This is a genomic window from Oceanihabitans sp. 2_MG-2023 (assembly GCF_030547245.1).
Classification (GTDB): Bacteria; Bacteroidota; Bacteroidia; order Flavobacteriales; family Flavobacteriaceae; genus Oceanihabitans.
Window position 1 is genome coordinate 1 of sequence record NZ_JAUOQT010000008.1, and the last position, 25,339, is coordinate 25,339.

The 25,339-nt window shown below is 32.3% G+C and carries 16 protein-coding genes; 1 reads left to right on the plus strand and 15 read right to left on the minus strand.

Features of this window, described 5'->3' with window-relative positions; genetic code table 11:
• The 13 genes from Q4512_RS14165 to Q4512_RS14225 form a co-directional block, all read right to left on the minus strand.
• Positions 1–1,360 (minus strand): IPT/TIG domain-containing protein (locus tag Q4512_RS14165; protein ID WP_303425821.1); only part of this gene is annotated, 1,360 nt, incomplete at its 3' end.
• A 64-nt stretch (positions 1,361–1,424) separates the two neighbouring features.
• The gene (locus Q4512_RS14170; protein WP_303425822.1) at positions 1,425–3,752 is read right to left on the minus strand and encodes a T9SS type B sorting domain-containing protein; all 2,328 of its coding nucleotides are present in this window, start codon (positions 3,750–3,752) and stop codon (positions 1,425–1,427) included.
• Positions 3,753–3,831: 79 nt separating this feature from the next.
• Positions 3,832–8,619, minus strand: a complete 4,788-nt coding sequence (locus Q4512_RS14175) for a T9SS type B sorting domain-containing protein (RefSeq protein WP_303425823.1) — start codon at positions 8,617–8,619, stop codon at positions 3,832–3,834.
• Positions 8,620–8,784: 165 nt separating this feature from the next.
• Positions 8,785–10,605, minus strand: a complete 1,821-nt coding sequence (locus Q4512_RS14180; protein WP_303425825.1) for a gliding motility-associated C-terminal domain-containing protein — start codon at positions 10,603–10,605, stop codon at positions 8,785–8,787.
• Between the two features lie 30 nt (positions 10,606–10,635).
• The gene (locus Q4512_RS14185; RefSeq protein ID WP_303425827.1) at positions 10,636–13,083 is read right to left on the minus strand and encodes a T9SS type B sorting domain-containing protein; all 2,448 of its coding nucleotides are present in this window, start codon (positions 13,081–13,083) and stop codon (positions 10,636–10,638) included.
• An 8-nt stretch (positions 13,084–13,091) separates the two neighbouring features.
• A complete protein-coding gene (locus tag Q4512_RS14190; protein ID WP_303425828.1) occupies positions 13,092–16,412 on the minus strand; it encodes a T9SS type B sorting domain-containing protein in 3,321 nt (1,106 codons plus the stop codon).
• Between the two features lie 84 nt (positions 16,413–16,496).
• The gene (locus Q4512_RS14195; protein WP_303425830.1) at positions 16,497–17,321 is read right to left on the minus strand and encodes an ABC transporter permease subunit; all 825 of its coding nucleotides are present in this window, start codon (positions 17,319–17,321) and stop codon (positions 16,497–16,499) included.
• Positions 17,322–17,367: 46 nt separating this feature from the next.
• On the minus strand, positions 17,368–18,264 hold the full coding sequence (locus Q4512_RS14200; protein ID WP_303425832.1) for an ABC transporter ATP-binding protein: 897 nt from the start codon (positions 18,262–18,264) through the stop codon (positions 17,368–17,370).
• A 127-nt stretch (positions 18,265–18,391) separates the two neighbouring features.
• Positions 18,392–18,907: an IS1096 element passenger TnpR family protein gene (locus Q4512_RS14205; RefSeq protein WP_303425834.1), complete on the minus strand. Its 516-nt coding sequence runs from the start codon at positions 18,905–18,907 to the stop codon at positions 18,392–18,394.
• A 116-nt stretch (positions 18,908–19,023) separates the two neighbouring features.
• Entirely contained in the window at positions 19,024–20,040 is a 1,017-nt protein-coding gene (locus Q4512_RS14210) for a COX15/CtaA family protein (protein WP_303425836.1), read from the minus strand.
• 2 nt (positions 20,041–20,042) lie between these two features.
• The gene (locus Q4512_RS14215; RefSeq protein ID WP_303425838.1) at positions 20,043–20,492 is read right to left on the minus strand and encodes a GNAT family N-acetyltransferase; all 450 of its coding nucleotides are present in this window, start codon (positions 20,490–20,492) and stop codon (positions 20,043–20,045) included.
• 26 nt (positions 20,493–20,518) lie between these two features.
• A complete protein-coding gene (locus tag Q4512_RS14220; RefSeq protein ID WP_303425840.1) occupies positions 20,519–21,937 on the minus strand; it encodes a CCA tRNA nucleotidyltransferase in 1,419 nt (472 codons plus the stop codon).
• A 75-nt stretch (positions 21,938–22,012) separates the two neighbouring features.
• On the minus strand, positions 22,013–22,573 hold the full coding sequence (locus tag Q4512_RS14225; protein ID WP_303425842.1) for an L-threonylcarbamoyladenylate synthase: 561 nt from the start codon (positions 22,571–22,573) through the stop codon (positions 22,013–22,015).
• Between the two features lie 103 nt (positions 22,574–22,676).
• On the opposite strand from Q4512_RS14225, the gene Q4512_RS14230 reads away from it, so the two are divergent.
• The gene (locus Q4512_RS14230; RefSeq protein ID WP_303425843.1) at positions 22,677–23,435 is read left to right on the plus strand and encodes a lipopolysaccharide kinase InaA family protein; all 759 of its coding nucleotides are present in this window, start codon (positions 22,677–22,679) and stop codon (positions 23,433–23,435) included.
• A gap of 66 nt (positions 23,436–23,501) precedes the next feature.
• Here the strand turns inward: Q4512_RS14230 and Q4512_RS14235 are convergent, their stop codons facing one another.
• Together Q4512_RS14235 and Q4512_RS14240 are read right to left on the minus strand one after the other, a co-directional pair.
• Positions 23,502–24,257, minus strand: a complete 756-nt coding sequence (locus Q4512_RS14235) for a glycosyltransferase family 2 protein (protein ID WP_303425845.1) — start codon at positions 24,255–24,257, stop codon at positions 23,502–23,504.
• A complete protein-coding gene (locus Q4512_RS14240) occupies positions 24,250–25,332 on the minus strand; it encodes a CDP-glycerol glycerophosphotransferase (protein WP_303425847.1) in 1,083 nt (360 codons plus the stop codon). The genes Q4512_RS14235 and Q4512_RS14240 overlap by 8 nt, the downstream gene beginning before the upstream one ends.
• Positions 25,333–25,339: the final 7 nt, after the last annotated feature.

A 25,339-nucleotide genomic window follows, 5' to 3' on the forward strand; every position in this document is an offset into this window, starting at 1 on the left:
TAGCACAAACAGTTTCGCTAGAAACGGTATCTACAGGAGGTGTTCCGCTAACAGTTATTGTGAAACTAGATTCGTTAGAACAAGTATTAGGAGCGGTTCCAATTATATTATAGATATAAATGGTTTGTGTTGTTGTAATAGCACTTCCTGCAGTTAGTGCAGTTCCTCCACCATTGGTTGCCGTATAGTAGTTTCCGTTAGTAAGCGTTGGTAAGGTATAACTTGTACAAACGGTTTCGTTTGAAAGAGTATCTACTTCTGCGTTACCAACAAGTAACTGTGCCGCATTAGTAACCAAGTCACAAGATGCAGAAGTGACTTCGCAATAATATTGATTCATATCAAAAGTTAATGGCGCATTAGTAATGGTTAAGGTGTCTGTTGTTACTCCAGAATAATTAGCATCATTCGTTACATTTACCCAATTTCCAGCACTGTTTAAAACTTTCCATTGGTAGGTATATGTTTCGGTACCAGATATAGCAATTGTAAAAGTAGCTGTACCATTTTCACAAATGGTTTGTGAAGTTGGTTGTGTAATTGTTGGTGTATTATCCGGAATTGGATCTGCGGTATGCGAACCAAGATCTGCACAACTTTCATTTGTGTTGGTATCCCAATCTGAAGAAACAAACGTACTATTAGGAACAACAGCATCAGGATTTCTTTTTACCGTATATCCTACATTATTAGGAGCATTTACAACATCAATAAGTGCTCCGTTTTTTAAAAGCTTAATTTCATCATTACCATTAATACCTAATCCCATTTCAGTATCTTCTGTTAGTCCACAAGCCGTAGGGCCACCAATTTTCACTAAATAGGTTTGAAGAGGGCCAATAGAACCAGGTAAGATATGTGTAACACTCGGAGTTGCATCTCCAACATCTCTAAAGCGTTGTAATTCATATTCACCATTAAATGTAAGTGTTGTATTAGTCGGATTGTAAAGTTCTATAAGACCAGTACTACCTCCATTTACATCATAAATTTCTGAAATATAAACATCTGGAGAATCACATTCTGATTCTAATACCGAGAAGTCAGTTGTAGAATTTCCCACACAGCCACCTGTGCTTGTAATGGTTATGTTAGATGTAGTAGAAGTTCCTGCAGGAATAAAAGCTTCAATTACATTATCGTTAATGATATTAAAAGTCGTACTAACACCATCAAATTCTACTGTAGCAGCAGCATTAAAATTGCTTCCATCTATGTAAACTATTGTGTTTTCAGGACCACTTGAAGGGAAAAAAGATGTAATAACAGGAGCTGGACACTCTAATTTAAGCGTTTTATTAGAAGCGATAGTTGTGTTTAAAAAGAGTAAGAACCAGAATAGGGAAATTGAATATTTCATTTAAAAAAATTAGACTGCAAATTAAAAAATAATAAATAAATACAAAGTTAAGCGTATGTTACCATTATCTAATTAAAGCAAAATGACCTTTGTATGTTTTTCCGTTAGAAAAGCTAACAACAAACCAATAATCTGAAGATGGTAAATTTTCGCCATTAAATGTACCATTAAATCCTTGATTTTGTGGGGTTATTTGTTTTAAAAGTTTACCATATCTATCAAAAATTTGAATAATCATAGTTGCTTTAAAGTCTAAATCTACACCTAAAGGCATCCAAGTTTCGTTGTAATAATCTCCATTAGGAGTAAAATAAGATGGGAAACCTAATACATAAATAAGTTCTTGAACGGTTTCACAACCATTTTTATCACGAATGTAAACCATATGTTCACCTGCTGAAACATTAGTAAAGGTATTACTTTCTTGGTATAAACCACTAATAGAATCTATCGCAAACTCATAATCTCCATTACCTGAAACAGTAATGCTTATTGAGTTTTCTGGAGCAATACCCGAAACCGAAACCGATTCTACAAAAGCACTTTCGGTAGCTTCAACAAGGATATCTCTAGTTGCAGTACAGCCATTAGGAAGTGTAACAATAACTGTATAGATGCCAATTTCATTAATATATATAGTCTCGCTACTAAAGGTTGTTGCTAGGTTGTTTAAGCGCCATTGATAAGTGAAATCTCCCGGAGAGCCTGTTTGTATTCCTGCTTTTAATGGAATGGTATTTGGATAATTGTTTACGCAATATTTTATAGTTTCATCTTCTAAGAGAATAGGGGATTCTTCTGTAGTTAAAGTTACTGTGCTTACAGCAAAACAATCACTTCCATTAATAATAAGCACATAGATGGTTTCTAAATCTTGAGATGTATTTGTGTAGTTTCCATTGATACTATTTGTTTCTGCTAGTAAATCTGCTTCCGAAGGAAAAAATGTAATTACGGATCCTGCAGGAACTTGTGTTTCTATTTGGGAGCGTAGCTGATTTAAATCAAATTCGGTAAAACCGTCTACAGGTGCATTATCACATGCTGGAAATGGTGGAATAATAACTGTGTTTGTTGAAATATCTAAAATTACTTCCGCTACAGCGAAACAGCCAAACTCATTTTCTACACGAGCAAAAACGGATTGTAAAATCGTATTGTTTTCAAAAGATGTTGGATTAGGTATTTCGCCTATACCTTGTTCAGCATCGGCTTCAAACAGATAATAATCGGTAACATAATCTCTGTTGTTAGTAATAATATTTGGTTCGGCATCGAACAGATTATATCTTGTAATTCCGTCTTGGTTTAAATCGCAAGCAACTAAGGAGTAGTCGTTTACTATAGGTTTTGGAGCATATTCTACATTGATTTCCCCAGAGGTTATACAGGAAGTAGGGTAGGTAATAGCAACGCTATATATACCTTGATCCACAATAGTATAGGTTGGGTTTGTTTCTCCAGCAATAGGCAGACTATTTTTAAACCAAGTATATCCTGTAGCTCCAGTTTGTGTTGCATCTAGTTCTAGGGTTTCGTTTTCGCACAAGGGATTTCTTGTTGCTATTAGCCTATCTATACCGAGGTTAATGTTTGAGGTAAAACTTCCGGCTTCTAAAAAAACAGCAGAATCGTACCTGTAATTAAACTCATCTGCAATGACTAGTTTTACATGGTACGTTTGGTTTGGTGTAATGGCAGTGGTTGCTGTTAAAACCGTAGTTTGACCATTAAAATTTATAGGAGCAGTATTATTGTTCCAACCTCCAAAATAATTTCCATTAATTGCTTGGCAAGAACCAGGAATTCCTGAATGTACAGTGGTTACTTTTACAGGAGTATTTGTTCCTGGTACTAAAGCAATATTTGTATACGTTGAAGCGCTTACTGGGCGAATTAAAAAGCCAAATAAATCGGAATATTGACAGGTGCTATTATCTCCTTCTTGGTATTCTTCGGAAGCAAATAAATATCTAAAACTTATTTGATTACTAACCGATTGAAAATCGAATTCTAAAATAGTAGCATTATGCGTGTTGTTTTCTCCTAAGGCGGTTTCTAAATCTGTATCCCCAGACCATCCAGTTGCATCATCATCACTTAAGCTTGTATTTGGACCAGGAACGTTAGATAATCTTCCGGTGCTTAACACCAGGCCACTAGCGATAGGGAAAGAGGTTCCTGTAGCATCAAAATAACCATAACTTTGGTCTGTACCATTAAAGTTTCCTCCAACAACATTATTTACAATCACATTGCTAATACAATCACTATTTATTAAAATATCTTCAATAAGTTGTTGTGGCGTATACGTATTATTGTCTACTTGTATGTTTTGAGAAAACAGCAAACAAGTGAAAAGAGATAATAAAACCGAGAAATAATTCTTCATTACACGCAATTGGATTGCAAATATAAGTAAGAACTTACTTTTATATATACTATGAAGTGTTAAAGAATGTTGTTACACCTTATCGTTTTAGCGCAAAATTTCCTTTAAGTTCAAACTTTTTACCTTCTTGTATTACTTCAGCAACAAACCAATAATCGTTAGTTGGCATGTTTTGCCCTCTGTAAGTTCCGTCCCAACCTGGAGAAGTATGTGTTAGTGTTTTTAAAAGTTTGCCATATCTATCAAAAATATGCACAATAGTGCCAGTAAGTTGGTTCACACCTGTAATGTGCCAAGTATCATTATAGCCATCATTATTTGGTGTCATAAATAGAGGAGTATCTATAATTATAATTTCTTTGGTAGCAGAAGCACAACCATTGGCATCTAAAACTGTAATAATATGTGGACCAAGAGTTACATTATTAAAAAAGTTAGATTCTTGTGCAGGACCGTTATCTAGAATATAGAAGTAATCGCCAATTCCACTAATAGTAACTGTTATATTATTTGGATCTGAAAAATCTACTTGTTCTGTAAATTCTATAGTTGCCTGTTCGGATTCTATAACATTAAAAGTAGTAGAAGTAGTGCATCCAAAAGCAGTTGTTACACTTATAGAGTAGGTTCCTATTTGTGTGATTTCAATTTCTGGAGTTGTTTCGCTGTTAGACCATGCATAGGTGTCGTTACTAAAACCTGTATTTGCACTAACTATAAGAGGAAGACTTTCTAAGCAGATGGTTTGGTCTTCAATTTCTACTATTGGTTTTCTATGTACAATAGTATTAAAACTAGTTATGCTATAACATAGTGTGTTTTTATTTTCGATGCGTATGTAAAAGGTTTGTCCATCGAAAGCAATGTAGTTTAAATCTGTAATTGCATTTTCGTTAGTAATGGCTTCATCTTCTAATTCAAAATAAGAAACATTAAAGTCGTTTGGGTTTTGACTTCCTAATACGATTGCTGTTTGTTGTTCTAAATTAAATTCTTCCATAGAATCATAATCTTCATCACATGTTTGTAAGTCTGTTACAGTATATGCTATAGGATTACTATTAACTTGTAATATAAAGGAAGAAGTAATATGACAGTTAGAAGTTGTATTCTCAGCTCTAACATAAATCGTGTCATTATTAGAGACGTAAGTATAATTATCGTTTAGCGAGTTTTGTCCATTTTCTGCATCTGTAGAATTTCTATAAAACGAAACAGCTACATTTGTTGTATCGTCTAATAAGCTATCTATGGTTTCTAAAAGGTTAAAAGTATTATTATCACTTTCGCAAGTTTCGATATTAGAAATAGCGTTTATAGTTGGTGGGACGTTTACAATTAGTTCAATAGGTACTTCTACATGACAAGTAGAAATAGTACTCGTGATTTTGATATATGCTGTTTGTGGATTGGTAATATTGGTATAATTACTTGGGTTTGTGATTATATTTGTGTGCGCTTCTACGTCTTCAATTGAAGGATGGTAAGTTATTTCTATATCATCTTGCCTTACACCTAAAACATCTACTTCGACATCTGTTAAATTAAAGTTTGTAAGTCCGTCTGTATCTGTATCACACTTTTGTAGCGGTCCAGTAAGGTTTACATTTGGTACTTGTATGATGTTTAATCCAAATTCGGCGATACCATGACAGTAGGTTCCATTTTCTATTCTAGCATAAATCTGTTGCGGATTTTCTATGTTTTCATATTGAAGTGGTAAGCTATTTTGTTCGTTTTCTGCATCATTAAATGAGGTGTAGAATGTTATTGTTAGATTGTCTGTAGAAGCTGCAGACATTTCTATTATTTTTTCAGAAAAATCAAAAATCTCTTTGGCATCATTTGAAATGTCATCACAAACAATAAAATCATTAGGAGCTGTAAATTCTGGAATTAAGCCAACTTCTATCTGTAAAGAACTTGTGTCAAAACAATCTATATCTGTAACGTTTTCTACTCTTACAAAGATTTCTTGTGGATTATCTGTGTTTTGATATGCTATATTTTTATCTATTATACCAACTCTGTCGATAGCATTTTGTGCTGTTTCAAAATACAAAACACGTTTTCCTGTTTGGTTATTTAAGATTTCGGTATCTTTTTCATTAAAAATAAAATCTGCTGTTTGGTCTCCATCTGCTTCACATTGTCTAAAATTAGAGATATCTGTAAAAATAGGTTCTGTATTAACGGTTATTTCAAAAATAACTAAAGCAAAACAGGTTGTGATTTCACTTTCTACTCTTGTATAAATTGTTTGTGTATTTGCATTATAAGCAGCGGTGTTTGTTATTGCATTTTCATTTGCATTAGCGTCATTTTCTGAGGTATGAAACGTAATTGTTAAGTCTGAAGTGCTAGTAACTATTTCGCTTATTTTATTATCCAGATTTACAATATAGGAAGCGTCATAATCGTCATCACATATTACTATATCCATAGGTTGCATGACAGTTGGAGCTGGGATTACATGTATTTCTAACTCAGCGACATCATAACAATTTGTGTCTGTATTTACGACTCTTGTAAATACTATTTGCGGATTTGTGGTATTTGTATAAAAAGGAGGTAATTGGTTTTCGTTATTATCGGCATTTTCTTCTGTTAAAAAATAACTAACTGCCGTATTTGTAATTCCTTCACTTACATAACTATTAAAGTCTTCTAAAGCAATAGAGGTATAGCCATCATCATCTGTATCGCAATAATCTACAGGAGATAAAGGTTGAATTATAGTTGGAGGGTTTATATATAAATTAATAGATGTAAAATAAATACACCCAGGAGTTTCAATAGTTACATAAAGTGTATGTGGGCTACTTGTTACTGTGTAAGGTAAGGTTTTATCAATTTCGCTTACATTGTTAGTCTGGTCTTCTTCAGTTTCAAAGAAAGTTATTATAACGTCTTCAATATTATTCGCAATATTATCAGCAATATCTTCCAAGTTAAAATCATGAATACCATCATTAGATACATCATCACATGCGCTAAAATTGATAATATGTGTGCCAGATTGTAATAGATTAGCATGAAGTTCTACACCAGATATAGAAGCACATCCAGTAGCATTACTTACTACTCGAATATAAACGGTTTGTGTATTAGGCTCTGTGTTATTAAAATTTTGATAATCTGAAATTGGATTTGCACCAGTTTCTGCATCTTCATAAGTTATATGAAAAGATACCGTAACATCCGTTAGACCGTCTAATACATCTGGAATTATTGTAGATAAATCGAAAGTCGCTAATCCGTCATCATCTGGTTCACAAGCATTAATTTGTTGTGTGTCCATATTTATAACAGGATTTTCTAAAACATTAATTAATAATGTTGTTGTGCTAACACATCCAGTTGTTGCATCTACAACACTTACAAAAAGTTGCTCTGTTATATTGGTGTTTGCATATGGCAAAGGAATTGCATTTTCTACATTATTGGCATCTGTTTGCGAGTAATGATAGTTTACAATGTAGTTCGAATTCCCTCCTGATATTTCGTCGTTTTTTACCGATAAATCTATGGTTGTAAAACCGTCTGAAGTAGCATCATCGCATATATCTAATTGTGTAGGGTCTATAATTGTTGGTAACGAATTTACAACAAGGTTAAAGGTAGAGAATGCTAAACAACCATTCGCTGTATCTTCAATTCTTACGTGAATTATTTGCGGATTACTTGCATTTTGAATTGGAACAGTAATCGGGTTGTTTCCACTTTGTGCATTAGTATCTGAATCGTGATAACTAATATTATAATTGGAAGGCGGTACAGAGGCTAAAATTTCGGTTTCCATAGTAGAAAGATCGAAGGTTTCTACTTCATCATTACTTATGTCATCACAGATTTCATAATCTTCAATTTCTCCTGCAGATTGTTCCGAACTTAAAGTAACAGATATTTCATCTTGTATTTCGCAAAAAGTATCACTTATAGGAATAGTTACTAAAACTTGGTACATACCAGATTGCGTAACATTTTCTAAATCATGTTGTGTTTCCCCTGTTATTAAAGTCCCATTTAAAAACCATTGGTACGTTGCTAAAGGATTTTGTGTATCTGCATTAAGGGTAATAGAGTCTGCACAAGTTGTAATGTCTTCTCCTAGATTTACAGTTGCATTAAAACTGTTACCTTCAATAAAAACAGCAGAATCATAATTTTGGTCATCTTGATCTGCTATTACTAATTTAATTTGGTATTGTACGTTTGGCTGAATACTAGCTGTTGCCGAAAGTACTGTTGTACGACCATTAAAATTAGTGTCGCCAATGTTATAACCATCAAAATACGTTTCATTTTCTGCAGCACAATGACCAACAATTTCATCGTGTATGGTACTGGTGTTTACCGGTGTATTCGTTCCTGGTACTACAGCAATATTTGTATACGTAGTTGTGCCAACTTCTCTTAACAGAAAAGCAAAACCATCAGAATATTCGCAAGGGTAAGTTGCATAGTATTCTTCGGAAGCTAAGATATAGTTAAACTGAATTTGATTTGAAACAGAAATAAAATCGAACTCTATTGAAGTCGCATTCACTGTATTTGTAATGCCGAGAGCAGTTTCTATATCTGTATCTGTTCCCCAACTGGCATCTCCATCATGTAAGTTATTTTCGTTTGTAGTATTACCAGCAGAAGTTACGTTTCCAGTAGAAAGTAAAATACCATTTTCAAAAGGAAAATTAGAAGTCCCTTTTTCAAAATAACCATAACTAGTTAGTCCATTTACACTTCCGTTTACGTTAGAAACAATATTGGAAACCTCTACACAACCTAGAATTAAATTATTCTCAATAAGTTGTTGAGGTGTTTGTGTATTATCTATAGTAATTTTTTGCGAAAAGGAGTTATGCAAAAAACTAATACTTACTAAAACACATGTAAATAGTAGCCTTAGTCTATGGTTTTGTTTTATGGGACTCTTTTTCAAATTATTATACTTAAATTTTATGGGTCAAAACTAAGTAGAAATTAGATTAAATGCAAATTAAATCGGTGAAATACATTAAAAATAAATAGGTTATCTATTTAAATAGACCCAACCCGTTCTAACTTTAAAGTTAGAATCGTTTAAATTTAGTACATAAAAATAGGTGCCAACCGGAAGTAATGTATCTAAATTATTTAAACCTCGATTGGCTTTGCCTTCCCATCTTTTGGAGTTGTCTCCAACAAAGATTAATGTACCATATCTATTATATATTTGCAATTCATGGTTTTCGAAAATATCGTATAAACCTTGAATGTTAAACCAGTCGTTAACGGTGTCGTTATTTGGTGAAAAACCTTGAGGAATAATTGGTGGGCAGTTTTCTGTTAACAGGTTGAATTGATAAATAGCTGCACAACCTTCGTTTTCCTGTTTCATAAAAATGGTTTGCGGACTTGCGTTGCTTTGGAAATTTTCTGGTTGAATTATATTATTTTCATTATTAAGTAAGTCTTCCAATTCTTCATAAAAACTAATGGTATTAATGTCTACATTTTCAATAAATTCTAATTGGTTTGTTATATTAAAAATGGCAGTATTAAAACCTATATCACAACTTAGCATCGTTTCTAGTTTTGTTATTTCTGGTAGCGGGATAAGTTGTATGTTTTCAATGGTTATGTTGTTCGTTTCGTTTAATTCAATTACAATTCCGCTAGAATCTCCAATATCATCTACCACAAGACTTAAAGTGAAATTGTCTGGTATATTATCCGGTATTGTAAGAGATATATTTCTATTTTCTAAACCATCAATAGCTATTTCGTTTTGTGTTGTGCTTTGCGCTATAAGAATATTATTAGCATAAAAAGCTATAGGTGTATTTTCAGGTAATACTTCTGTACTATTTATATTATATACGGTATAATCTAGGTCTATTGTTTTGCTATAACAAGGTATTGTGTAATTGTTAAGCGTTATTGTAGCGTCTGGTAATTGGCTATTTAATACGGTAATAATGTTGTTTAGAATAATTAAATCTGCCTGTGTAGTTAATTTTATAGCTGCTGAAATATCTCCAATTGCAATATTATTTTGAATGGAATATACGTCTAAATCTACATTGTAAAAAGTTGTCGAGTTTGTAAACGTATTGGTTCCATTAAAAGCATTATCTGCTAAGTTTAATGGAGGGTTAGAGATTACAGCTTCATTGATAGTTAATGTTTCTCCAAGATTTAATGCGTTATCACCTTCCCAAGCAAGAAATCCAATTTTAGCGCCATCATTATCTAAAACATTAATGTTTTCAATAATAATTGTTTTTTCTTGTACTTCACGATTAATAATTTCTAAACCTTGAAAAAGGCTTACTTGATTTATTGGTAAGCTAGATTCTTCATAAATAATATACATACTCCAACCAGCAAAGTTTGTTCTGTTATTACAATATCCAGGATTGTTAGTAAGTGTTTCCGAAATATCTAAATCGCTAAATGTGTAATTGGTATTTCCTAAAGCGGAAACTATATCTGTAATGTTAGTAAAACAGGAGAAATAGGTTAGGGTGCCGTTTGTGGGATCTTGATAATTTACAGTATAGATTTCATCTGCAATAATAGTATTGTTGTTTAGTGTGACTTCTTGATCTCCTGTTCCAGACCCTGCCCAATATAAATATGCTGCTAAAATTGATGCACTGTTAGGTATATTTAAATCTGCTGAAGAGCTCGGTAAAATTTCACAAAATTCTCTGACTAAATTGTTTTCAAATTCATTTAAAGTATTACCAATTGCGGTATAATTTATACGACCATTATACTGTTGGTATAAAGTAATGTCTTGCCCTCTTAGTTGAAGAATACCAAAGAGTAAAAATGTTAATGCAAGAAGTCGTTTACGTATTTTCATAGGTTACTATGTAAATGTACGTGATTAATTTTATCGTTTTAAGGTAAAATGATTGAAATATTCTCTACCATCTTGTAAAGTAATAGCAAACCAATAGTCGTCATTAGGTAAGTTTACTCCATTAAAAGTACCATCCCAACCAAGCCCGGAAGGGCTTATTTGTTTAATTAGTTTACCATAACGATTAAATATTTTAATTTTTGTATTTGGTTGGATAGGATTAGAAATCCCTAATACTTGCCAAGTGTCATGCACGCCATCATTATTTGGAGTAAAAAATCTTGGAAAGCCAATTACGGAAACGTTTTGTTTTACAATACCACAATTGTTTTTAACATCCATTACATGAATAGTATACATTCCTGGATATACATTGTTTAAAATATTACTAGGTTGGTATGGCGTATATAAAACACCATCGTTGTTATATAATGCATATTCATAAATCCCTTCTCCAGAAGTTAAAACGGTAATGGTATTGCTAATGTTTCCATCTATAATTTCAACAGTATCTATGGTTGCTGTATTGGAAGCTTCAACAATTATTGTTCTCGATTTATCACAATTGTTAGCGTTTGTAATAGTCACTGTGTAATTACCAATTTCATTCACTTGAATTTCATTTGTTGTTTCACCAGAAGACCAAGAGTAGATGTAATCATTTGGATTTCCTATAACTCCACTAGACAGTGTTATGGTTTGTGGATAAAAATTTAAACAATAAAACGTTGTTTCGTCTTCTAAAATATCTGGCCGTTCATTGATTATTAATGCGACTTCACTAATTCCGTAGCAAGCATTATTATCCTCTGCTCTTGCAAATAATGTTTGTGAATAGGGAGTTGTATTTGTGTATGGAGTTGTTAATTCGTTTTGTTCTAAAAGTGCATCGTTATATGTTTCATAATAGGTGATAGGAAGTGTAATACCATTTATGTTTTGAATGTCTGTAGTAAATTCATCAAGATTAAAGGTGTTTATTCCGTCTTCGGAATCTATTTCATCACAAACTTCTGGTGGAAAATAATTTTGAATTTGAGTAGTGCTTACTTCCAGCGTAAGTGAAGCAACAGAAAAGCAACCTGTACTGTTATTAATAATTTGCGCGTATACAGTTTCTGGGTTTTGTGTATTAGTAAAACTATTTCCATCTATTTCATTTATACTATTTTCTGCATCTATTTGTTCTTCATAAAATTTAACTAGAGCATTTGTATTTCCAATAGTTAGAGATTCTTGTGCTTGAAAGAGATTGAAAATGGTTAGTCCATCTACGGTACCATCTTCATCACATTGAAAAAGTGAACTATTACTACTTGAAGGGGGCGCCAGAGTTACTAAATTTAAAGGGGTAATATTTTTACAATCTGGTTCGTTAGCGTCTTCAATTCTTACAAAAAGGGTAGTGTTGGAGCTATAATACGGACTTGTTAAAGGGCTCATATTACTTATAGCTTGCGCATTGGTTTCGTGATAGGTGATATTTACTTGTGAAGCATCTTGACCGTCTAGTATTTCTTCGGTTTTAGATTCTAAATCAAAAAAAGTAACGCCATCCATTGCATCTCCATCGTCGTAATTATCGCAACTTTCTAAATTGGTTGGAGCAGCAAAATCTGGACCTGAGTTTACTGTTAATTCAAAAGGAGCAATATCAAAACAACCATTAGCTGTATTTGTAAGTCTCGCATATATTGTTTTTGGATTTTCAAGATTTGTATATGGACTAGTTAATGGGCTAGTATTAAGGTTTGCATCGCTTTCGGAATCATGATAGGTGACATTTACATTGGTTTGCGTACCAATTATAGATGGTGTATTGTTATCTAAATTAAAAGTTGTTGAGCCATCATCAAAAGGTGCTGTTACATCACAGGCTTCCATGTTTAGTGCATCAGCAGAACCTGAATTATTAGTTGGTGGTTCTGCAAATTCTGCAGTTCCAGTCCATTCTAAAGTAAAAGGACTTGTACCAACAGGTCTATCTATAACAATATAGTATGTCTCTCCAGCAAGAACATCAAGCCATCTAACAAAACTGTTTCCTTGTCCACCTGGACCTTCGGAAGTGTCTGTTTCTGTATCATTCATTCCCGTAAGGTTGTTTCCTTGATTTGCAGCTTGCGGATTTGTAGTAGAGCATCTAATTGCTTGCCCAATTGCACCACAACTTACATTTGGACCAAATACAAAAAAGTCATAATCAATTTCAATTCTTCCACTTCTAGGTCTTAAAGTAAAACCAAGTGTACCATTATTAACTACAGTAACTTGTAGCCATAAGCTATTGTTTTCGCTACTAGAACAAGTGTTTGATCCAGAAAGCTCTTGTGTGCCAATACCGTTTGCGTCTAAATTTACACTAGAATTTCCACAAACAATAACAGCATCTATACAATCTGTTGGTAATTGAGCGAAAGTAAATTGCACAAACAGAATTAGAATGGATAGTATAAGTAGTTTACGATTTGTTTTCAAAAGGGCGATTATCTTTTAAGTGTGAAGTGATTAAAATATTCTCTTCCGTCTTGTAACGTAACGGCAAACCAATAATCATCATTAGGTAGGTTTTCCCCATTAAATGAGCCATCCCAACCTTGACCAATTGGACTAATTTGTTTTATTAATTTTCCATAGCGGTTATATATTTTAATCTTAGTATTTGGTTGAAAGATACTAGAAACACCGTATACTTGCCAATAATCATTTACGCCATCATTATTTGGTGTAAAGAATTTAGGGAAACCAATTACTGATACTTTTTCTTCTACAATACCACAACCGTTTTTTATATCTCTAATAGAGACAGTATAGATTCCTCCAGGGGCTACATTTGTAAATGTATTACTTGTTTGATAATATGCATATAACCCAGCATCATTAAAAAGGGCATATTCATATTCTCCTTCTCCAGAAGCATTAACAACTATTGTATTATTAGAGACTGCATCTAGAACCTCTATAGAATCAATAGTAGCGATATTTGAAGCTTCGACTATAATCGTTCTGGATTTTTCACAATTTTCGGAGTTGGTAACGGTAACTGTATAGCTTCCAGCTTCATTAATTAGAATTTGGTTTGTAGTTTCTCCATTAGACCATAGATAAGTAAACTCATTAGGATTGCCAATAACACCACTTTCTAACGGTATTGTTTCTGGATAGGAATTTAAACAATAATAAGTTGTTTCGTCTTCTACTAATTCTGGGCGTTTATTTATTGTTAATGTAATTTCACTAATACCATAGCATGCATTGTTGTCTTCAGCTCTAGCATAAATAGTTTGCGTGTAAGGCTCTATGTTTGTGTATGGAGATACTAATTGGTTTTGCTCTACTAGAGCATCATTATAGTTTTCATAATAGGTAATAGGTAGCGCAATACTATTTAAGTTTTGAATCTCTGCAGTAAAATCATCTAAGTTAAAGGTGTTTAAACCGTCTTCAGAATCTAATTCATCACATACAGGTTGCGGCGTATAGTCTTGTATTTGAGTTGTGCTAACTTCTAGTCTAAGTTTTGCAATTACAGCACATTCTGTTGTGTTATCTGTTATTAGAGCAAAAATTTCTTGAGGATTAATTGTATTTGGAAAGCTAGTTGCATCTACTTCATTTTCTTCATTTTGGGCATCTATTAATAAAGTGTGAAAGGTTACAGAAACATTTGTAGCACTTCCCGTTAATGCATCTTCTGCTTCTGTTAGGTTGAAAACTGTGTTGCCGTCTATAGTTCCATCTTCATCACATTGAAATAAGCTACTGTCATAGCGATTTGGTTTCGGGTTTACTGTAATATTAAAAGAGGTAGTATCAAAGCAGTCAGGGTTTAGGTTGTTTTCTATTCTCGCAAAAATAGTCTCATTTATTGGTGTAACATTATAATATGTGTTTGCTAATGGCGGATTATTATTAGTGGCGTCTGTTAGCGAATTATGATATGTTATGGTGTAATCTGCGGCGTTTTGTGTGCCTAATACATCACTATTAAAGTCAGTAAGTAATATATCTGTTTGTCCATTGGTATCATCTCCATCATTACTGCCATCATCACATGTTATAAAGTCATCGACAGTATTAGCTATTGGAGTATTAAAAATTTGTAAACGGAATGTTGTAGTATCGTAACAGTTAGGATTATTAATATTATGTATTCTAGCAAAAATGGTTTCCGGGTTTGTTTGATTATCATATGCTCCAAGGATTTCATTTTCATTATTGTTAGCGTCTACTTGATTTTCAAAATAATGAACACTATAAATGTTAGGGTCTTGGGTATCTAAAATTTGAGCGTCTTGACTGGAAAGGTCGAAAGCCCAGTGTGCGTTATTGTTGTCATCGCAAACAATATAGTCGTTTGGTTGCGTGGCAGTAGGTATATCGTAGTATTCAATGATGGCTTTTCCTTCCAGAGTTTCACAATCTGCAGAGTTTAAATCTATTATTAACTCATAAGACCCTGGTTGCGATATGGTTAGGTCGTAGCTTGAGTTTGGTAATGGTGTTCCGTTATAAGACCAGGAATAGGTAGCTCCTGGTATATCATCTGCAAAAAGAGTAAATATATCTCCTGTGCAAAGCGGTAGAAAAGTGGTTTCTGTAGCGTTTCCAGTAATATCAATTTTTTCAGTAAAAAAGGAAGAGATAAAAGGAGGAAGTCCTTGTCTTGCATTTCTTCCATTTAAATCTATGTTTGCATGTTGGTAATTACAACCTATACCAATGGTGTTAGGGTTTTCAATTGTGCTTAAAAACGGAACTCCTGTATTGTAGGTTTCACTTAGTGATCTAAAAATTTTCCCGTTAGGAGCTAGTTGTAAAGCACTTCGGTACATTTGTCTGTCGTCTATAACCACTTCACTAGCACTAATATTTGCCGCATTTAGATCGTATTGTAATAATGCTCCATATTGTGCATTAGGGTTCGAAAAATCGGAATTTGGAGTTTCATAATATGTAGTGACATATAGCAATTGGCTGTCTGGAGAAAACTCTAAACCATAGGAGGATTGCGGTTTTGATGTAGCGCTATTAAAATTAATATTAATTTGCTGTCTATTGCTTACTAATCCTGTATCCGTATCGAAATCGAAAAGAAATAAACCTTGACCAATATTGGCAGCTGCTAATTTTGTGCCATCTGGAGAGAATTTTAGGTAACCTCTTTTTTCGTCTATATTGATTCCTGAATTAGAAGCTACGGGAGTTAGGTTTATTCCTGTGTTGGAAACTTCATAAGCATAAAAAGTATCATTTCTATCACCTCCACTGCTGTCTGCAAAAGTAATTACCCAAATGTTTCCAGATTCGCAATCTTTTAATACTGCACTAAGTTTTTCTGAAGTATTACTAAGCAACTGTATGTTTTTTGTTGCCGTTACGCTACCAAAACCTGCATTTAGAGACATGTCCACTTCCGAGTAGTGAAAACCTTCATCTATAGAGCCTTGATATTCGGTATCTACGGTAAAAATATAATAAATATCTTCATCCTCTGGTTTCGGAATAATTATGGCAGATTGTGTGCTAGAAGGATTTCCTTTTAAGCTATTTCCATTAGGCATTACGTTATGTACTTTATCAAACACGGTTATACCATCTGTATAAAATAATAGATTACCATCTTGGTCTGAAATACTAGTGCAACCCTCGTCTGTTCTTAACTGTCCGTCTGTAATTGAAATAACAGTTCCAGTAGTAGTATTAAATTGAATCCCTGCATTATCTCCAAAATACCAATTGGATGCTTGATCTTGAGAATAAGAAATAGCAAATGTTAAAAAAAGTAGATATAGTATTTTTTTCATCTTATGTAGCAATAGCTACCAAAGATATTACATTTTTAATGGAATAAAGGAAGGTGAATGTTAAATTGAATAGACTTTCCTAATTTACAAATCTCTGTTTTTTAAAATTCTGTACGATAAGAATAAAAATAAAGCAGTCCAACAAAGTACAATAAGAAACTCATAACCATGTACAGCATAGTCATAGGTAAGATCTATTTTATCTGGGAACTTGGTCATTACTATACGTTGAAAAGGTTGGTCAATTAATTTGTACATCGACTTTAATGGGAAGAAATTTTGAATTTTTTCTGCAAGTTCAAAGTTACTTTGCCAAGTAATCAATCCTAAAATAATGTTTTCTAGTATGAATAATATAAATAAAAATGCTAATGCAAATGCCGAGCGTTTTACTAGCATTCCAAAGAATAAACACAGAGTGAAAAAGCCTACTAATTTTACAAAATATGCTGCTATGAAATTTGTTTCTCTAAATATGATACTAGCTTCAGTATAGCTAGAATAATACATGCCAATACAAAAGGAAGCAACTGTTATTAAAATAGTAGCTACTAATGAAAAGAAAACAATGGTATAAAATTTAGAGAGTATAAACTCTTTTTTACTTAAACCATCAATAAGGTTTTGTTTTATCGTTTTGTTGCTATATTCATTACCAATCATACTAACAACAACAATAGCAAAAAAGAATTTAAATTGCGCTGCGAAAAACGTAGTAATATGCCAGATTATAGGAAAGTTGAATATCCCTAGTTCACCTAATTCTAAAGTAAAAAAACCAAAGAAGTTTATCTTAATAGAAGATAAAATTAATACGGTAAAAGGTAGGACAAAGGAAACAAATATAAGTACTTTACTAGCTCTGTTTAGAAGTAATTTTTGTAATTCAAGATTTAATAGTCGTAACATGTGATTAATTTTTGTGCTGAAGCATGTCCAGTATGAGTTGGATGAATTAGTTGTTGTCTGTAAGTTGAAGAAATTGTTCTTCTAAACTTTCTTTACGTTTTACTAAATGCGATAAGACGATACCTTTTTCAAACATTAATTTGTTAAAATTAGTAGCATCCATTGGTTCGTTTAAAAAAGCCGTAATTAATCCGTTTTCCACTTTTATGTTTTTAAAAACAGCGTCATTTTCTAAGCATTTTAATAGTTCTTCTTGTTTTTCAGTTTTTAATTCAAAAAAACCATGACTAGAAATCATCTCGTCTACACGCCCTGAGTATAATTTCTCACCTTTACGAAGCACTACAACGTGTGAGCATACTTTTTCCACTTCATCTAATAAGTGAGAAGCTAAAAGAATGGTTGTTCCATTTGCAGCAATATCTTTTATTATCTTTCTAATTTGATGAATTCCTTGCGGATCTAATCCATTTGTAGGTTCATCGAGTATTAAAATTTCAGGATCATTTAGCAAAGCAGAAGCTATTGCTAGACGTTGTTTCATACCTAAAGAGTAGGTGTTAAACTTGTGGTCTTTTCTGTCTACTAAGCCAACAACTTCAAGTTTTTCTTCAATTTTACTATAGGCTACACCTTTAATTTTGCAAACCAGTTTTAGGTTTTGTGCTGCTGTCATGTATGGATAAAAGTTTGGACGCTCGATTATTGCTCCCACTTTTTTTAATGCATCATGTGTAGATACATTACCATCAAACCATTTAAAGTCTCCTTGGGTTTTGTTTACTACATTTAAAACAATACCTAAGGTTGTAGATTTTCCGCTTCCGTTTGGTCCTAGAATACCATAAACGTTTCCTCTGTTAATAGTAAATGAAAGATCTTTTACTGCTGTGACAAAACCAAATTTTTTAGTAAGGTTATTAATCGTTAAAATAGATTCCAAAATATAAAGGTTTGATGGATTAGTTATTAGTAAGACGAAGTACGCGAAAAATTGTTACAATAAAATAAAAAAAGCACGCTAATTATTTAAATTAGCGTGCTTTAGTTTCCATGAATAGTATCTGAAATTAATTCCAGTTTTCTTCAAAGTCTAAGTTATCGTAATCGTCGACGTCATAGCCATCATCAAATTCATCAAATTCGTCTAGGTCGTCACTTTCAAAGTTTTTAATAGGAGCTTCATCTGGAATTTGACCATGAACAAACATGAGGTTTGGGTAGTCTGTTCCTTCCGCTTCATCTACAATTTCAGCAAGCTCTACATAAAATGTCCACATGCTTAAAAAATCATAGACATAAATTAGCTTGGTTTGCATTTCATGAACTACATCATTTATGGTAGATTCGTTCATTAAGCGAACAGCATTCGCACCTTCGCTAACATCAAACATCGAGATTTCTTCGCCTTGTTCCCAAGCATCATTACTTATATAAAAAGAGGCCATTTCTAAACCATCAAATCCAAAGGATTGTGTGATTGTATTGTGTAAATCTTCTAAGGTGTCTGTTTCACGAATTTCTAAATCGCGAAAAACATCCTCTTCGGTATCGTTATCTAGTATTATTCTAAATCTATAAATCATTTTTTGTTATTGTGTTGTTAAGTTATTAAGGTCGCTTAATAACTACAGGAATCTTATTTGTTGCTTGCGCTTCGTTTAAAACAACAAATTCTTTGCAAAGATACTTATTTTTTAAATTATTTACTGAAACGATGTAGTGTAAATGTCATCGCACTTAATAGAAAAAATGCACCAATTTGGTGTGCTACACCTAACCAAACTGGCACTTGTAAAATAACAGTGCAAACACCAAGAATAAACTGAAGTGTAACAAGTGCTATTAATGCTTGTATGGCTTTGTTTTGATAAACAGTGCGTTTTATGTTTCTAGATTTTTTCCAAATTAAAAACACCATAAAAACAACTAGGTAAGCGAGTATTCTATGTACAAACTGTACACCGCTTTTTCCTTCGATAAAGTTTAAGTAAACAGGGTTTTTCTCTATTAAAACGGTTTCATGCATAAATTTACCTTCGTTCATCATTGGCCAATGGTTGTGTATAAAACCGGCATCTAGTCCTGCTACAAAAGCACCATAAATAATTTGTATAATCAATATAGTTAAGCTCAATTGTACGATTTTTTTAAAGCTTTTATGTATGGTTTTTTTATTAGGAAACATTAAATCTAAAGCGACCCAAAAGGTATACGCAAAGGTGATAAACGCAGTTGTTAAATGTGCTGAAAGTCTAAAATGGCTTACATCTGGATTATCAACTAACCCACTTTTTACCATATACCAACCTAGAAAGCCTTGGAAAGCCCCAAGACATAAAAGAATTACAGATTTTTTTATTGTAGGTTTACTAAGTTGTTTGGTAATTAAAAAGTATAAAAATGGAAGAAAAAATACCATGCCAATAAACCTACCAATAACGCGGTGTAACCATTCCCAAAAATAAATGTCTTTAAAATCTTGAAGATTAAAATGATTATTTAACTTTTGGTATTCTGGATATTGTTGGTATAAATTAAAAGCTTCTTGCCATTCGATGTCATTCATTGGTGGAATGGTACCAGAAATAAGTTTGTAATTTGAAATAGATAAACCAGAATGTGTAAGTCTAGTTATACCACCAACTACAACCATAATAAAAATTAAAATACATCCAGTTAGTAGCCAGTAGATTACTTTTTTATTATCTTTTTTCATGTTTAAATTAATTCTTTTTCAAAACATAAACTATTTTCAATACCTACGTATTGACCATAGTTTGGTATTAATTGATAGTTATTTTTTTTATAAAATTGCACAGCTTCTACTTGTCTTATTCCAGTTTCTAGGATGCATTTTTTGTAACCAATTTCTTTAGCCCAATTTTCTAAGGCTTCTAATATTTTGGTTGCAACACCTTGACTTCTAGTTTCGCTTAGTGTAAACATGCGTTTAATCTCTACACTAGTTGTATTATATTCTTTAAAAGCGCCACAACCAACAGGTTTATTCTCTAGATATGCAACAATGGTATTTTTTAAAACGTCAATATTATTGTATTGGTTGTAAAAGTCATGCTCGTCACCATCTGTAATTTTTAAATATGCATCTAGTTGTTTTACTAAATTAATGAAGTCTTTGTTTTCTGAGTTAGTTCTAACTAAATGCATTTTTTTTATCCTTTATTGAATACAGCTTATTGTTCACTAATTTCAAGTCCTAAACGTTTTCCTTCTTTTAGCATTAATTGAAAAGCGGCATCAAATTCGTTTGGAATAACTCCTTCTAAAATTGCTTCTTTTATGGTTTCTTTAATGATGCCAATTTCTTTAGAAGGTTTTAAGTTGAAAGTTTTCATGATTTCTTCTCCAGAAATGGGAGGTTGAAAATTACGAACGCTATCTCTTTCTTCAACCTCTATAATTTTTTCACGAACAATCTTAAAGTTATTATGATATTTTTTAAATTTATTTGGGTTTTTTGTGGTTATATCTGCTTCGCAAAGCGTCATTAAATCGTCCACATAATCTCCAGCATCAAATACCAAACGTCGCACTGCAGAATCTGTAACAGCTTGTGCTAAAACAATAGGTCTAGAACTCATAAATACCATTTTTTGAACAAATTTCATTTTGTCATTTAATGGCATTTTTAGTCTTTTAAATAAATGATAGACCATTTTAGAGCCTTCAAATTCATGCGAATGAAAGGTCCAACCTACTTTTTTACTAAATCTTTTTGTTGGTGCTTTTCCAATATCATGCAATAATGCAGCCCAACGCAACCAAAGATTATCTGTGTTTGGGGCAATATTATCTACAACCTCTAAAGTGTGATAAAAATTATCTTTATGTTTTTGTCCTTCAACTTCGTCAATTCCTTTTAAAGCTGTTAGTTCTGGTAATATATACTGTAATAAACCGGTTTGTTCTAATAGTAAGAACCCAATAGAAGGTTTTTTAGCCGAAAGAATTTTATTCAATTCTACTACAATACGTTCTTTGGTAATTATCTTTATTCGTTTGTTATTTCTAGAAATAGCATCCAGTGATTCTTTTTCAATATTAAAATGAAGCTGTGTTGCAAAACGTATTGCACGCATCATACGTAACGGATCATCACTATAGGTAATGTCTGGGTTTAAAGGTGTTTTAATGATTTTAGCATCTAAATCTGGAACACCTTGAAAAGGATCTAGAAGGTTTCCAAAATTATCTTCGCTTAAATCTAAAGCAAGTGCATTAATCGTAAAGTCTCTTCGGTTTTGATCGTCTTGCAATGTACCATTTTCTACAACTGGATTTCTACTGTCTTCGTTGTAGGATTCTTTTCTTGCTCCAACAAATTCAATTTCAATATCGTCATAACGAAGCATTGCTGTTCCGTATGTTTTAAATACTTGTACTTTTGGTTTGTTGGGTAAATTTTTGGCTACTTGTTTTGCTAGAGCAATTCCGCTACCAATAGCAACAATATCTATATCTTTAGCTGTGCCACGTTTTAAAATAAAATCGCGGACAAAACCACCAATAACAAAACTTTCTAAATTTAATTCTTTAGCAGATTTTGATATTATTTTAAATATTTTATGATTTAATGCTTGTTTGTAGTTCATAGACTAAATTCCAAAAAGTCAAAATTCAAATTCCAAGATATACTTTTTGGAATTTAGCACTTGGCGTTTTATTTTTTACTTTCGTATAACTTTAACAATACCGTTACTACCTAACTTAATAATAGACGATGGTTTTGTTGGTTTTTTTTCGTTTTGCAAATTTACAACATAGTCTACACCTTTTAAAATGTCGGGACTTATTTCTTTAAAGGATTTTGGGGTAGGTTGGCCACTTATATTTGCTGAGGTTGAAACTATTGCTCCATTAATTTTTCTACATAATTGGTAACAAAACTCATCATCGGGAATTCGAATCGCAATTGTTTTATCTTCTGCAATTAAATTTTGTGCTACATTTTGTGCATCATCATAAATGATGGTTATTGGTGTTTCGGAAATATCAAAAATACTTTGTGCAGCTTCAGGTATTTTTTTTACGTATTTTTTTAGCATTCTATCATCTGCAACTAAGCAAATCATAGCTTTCGTTTCTATGCGTTTTTTTAGCTTGTATATTTTTTCAACAGCTTCTGCATTGGTAGCATCACAGCCAATACCCCAAACGGTATCTGTTGGATATAAGATTATTCCTCCATTTTTTAGCGTTTCAACGGTGTTTTTAATTTCTTTGTGCATATATAATTGAAAAAAATATAACTGTTTTTTTGATTTTTTTTGAAACTACAATTTTATTAAATGAATAGATAAGAATCCATAAAACTAATTGTAATTTTGCGTTATGAAGTACGAAGTTAAAAGTAATTTTTCAGAATTTGAATCTGTATTAAAAGATTATATTCTAAATTTTGATAATCAAGGGGATGATTATGGCAACCAGAAGCGAAATTCGTTAAAATTATTTCAGTTAAATGATCTAACTATAAACATTAAATCGTTTCGTGTTCCTAATTTAGTGAATCAAATTGTTTATCGATTTTTTAGAAAAAGTAAAGCCGAACGTTCTTTTGTATATGCAAATAAATTACTCGATTTACAAATAGGTACTCCGCATCCAATAGCTTACTTTGAGTTGCCAAGTCCTTTATTATTTAAGAAAAGTTATTATGTAAGTGAACATTTAGATTACGAATTAACGTTTAGAGAATTATCGCATAATCCAGATATGCCAGATCATGATAAAATATTGAGAGCATTTACTCGCTTTACTTTTATGCTGCATGAAAAAGGGATTCATTTTTTAGACCATTCTCCAGGAAATACTTTAATTAAAAAAGTAGGAGCGGAGTATCAATTTTATTTGGTGGATTTAAATAGAATGGAATTCAAAGAAATGTCATTTAATGAAAGAATACATAATTTTGCTAGATTAACAATGTATAAGTCAATTGTTGAAACCATGAGCGATGAGTACGCAAAAGTTTCGGGTGAGGATTACAATAAGGTTTTTAATTTAATGTGGAAGGAAACGGAAGCTTTTCAAGAAAAATTTCACAGAAAAAGAAGGCTTAAAAAGAAGCTGAAATTCTGGAAAAAGTAATTTTTATCGCAATTGTAAAGCGGTATTTAATAAATAATAGAGTATTAAGTTAAAAGTTACTAAAAACTATTCTCTTCCTCTACGTAATAGCCAAAGTTTTAAATAGCGCATAAAAACAACATAAGCTTGTATTGTACCAATGGTAAAACCTACAAGACCATCTAAAAAACCTCTTTGCATAATATAATGTTTAAAAAAGCCATATAAGGGTTTTATTACAAAATGATAAGGCGTTAGTTTACCTGTTTTTTTGTCATAATCTTTAGCTTGCCACCAAGCGTATCGATTCATTTTTTCTAAATACTTATCAAAAGTAATATAAGTGTTGTGGTAAAATTTATTTGTTAATTTACCAACACTGCCTTCTACTTTTATTTCTGCATGTACGTGTTTATCTTCGTATTTGCATAAATCACGTTTAAAAAGACGAATTACTTTGTCGTTTCTCCAACCACTATAATGTACACGTTCTCCCATGAAGTGGTTCATTCTGCCAATCCAATAAGCTACATGTTCTATTTTAGGTTGTTTTAATATTGCTAGTATTTCTTTTTTTAGTTCTGGGGTAACACGTTCATCTGCATCTACTAATAGAATCCATTCGTATTTGGCTTGCGGGATTGCCCAATTTTTTTGTGAAGCAGAGTATTCATATTCACGACGTATTACTTTTGTTGCTAATTCTTGAGCTTTTTCAAAAGTACCATCTGTACTCAAACTATCTACAACTAGTATTTCGTCTGCAAAACTTACAGATGCAATAACAGCTTCAATGTTATGAATTTCATTTCCGGTAGGAATAATCGCAGTGAGTCTATTCATTGTTTTTTTGTAAAGTATATGCTTTGTTATAGCTTTTAAAAGTAAAGTAGTTTAAACGTTTTCGCATTTTATACTTTCGCACCAAATTTAAAGGTTTTTGTTTTAAATAGCTTTTATCTTTATGTAAAAATGAAATACTTGCATTTATGATGCGTTCGCTAGACTTTCCATCAAAATAAGGATGTAAATCTTGAATATAATTTTCAATATTTTTAATCAAGTTATCCGGATGTGTTAGTGCTTTTCGAAATATTTTTTCTAAATCGGCAGCTTGGGATACATGTAATAAAAAATCGTGTTGAAAAGTATGATTAAAAGTTACTACTGGTTTTTTTTGTAATAAAAATTCTTGAATTGCAGAGGTGGTGTCAGCAAACATTATATCTGCTTTTTTATATAAAGGAATTAAATCTGTTGTGTTGAAAAATGTGAAATTGGCATTGTTTATAGATTTCCATTTGCTAATAATGGTTTTTGGTAGTTTTGGATGTAATACCATGATAAAATGAAAAGTTCCAGTCGAGGATAATCTTTTAATTTCCTCGTAAACCGAATTGTTGTAGGCTAGACTTAGACTTTGTGTAAAAGTAGAAGCTATCATAATGGTGTTTTTGCTTTCTTTTTTTTCAATAGGAAACAAAGGGTCTACTTTGCTCCAGCCAGTCTCTATTACTTCAAAATATGGATGTTTTTTTTGTTGCGCTTTAAAACCATTTGTGGTAGAAGGTCCTTGTGTGCAATACAAATCGAAAAACCCGCGAAGCCTAAAGTGCGAAAAAGTATTTTTCTTTGAAGGTCTTTTTTGAGCATTAAAACCATGAAATACCTGTACTTTTAATCCGGAAATAAAATCGGGAACACTATCTGTTGCAGTTAATACAACATCTGGTTTGTAGTTTATAACTTCTTGAATGGTTTGTAAAGTATTCTTTTTTTCTTGGATTGCTTTTTTGCCATCGGTTATATCTGCAAACCATTTTACAGTGTAACCACGTTTTGTAATTTCAATATCTAAAGGCATACCAATTGGTAGTGCATAACTATAAGATATGTATATTAAAAACTTGTACTGCATTAATTTT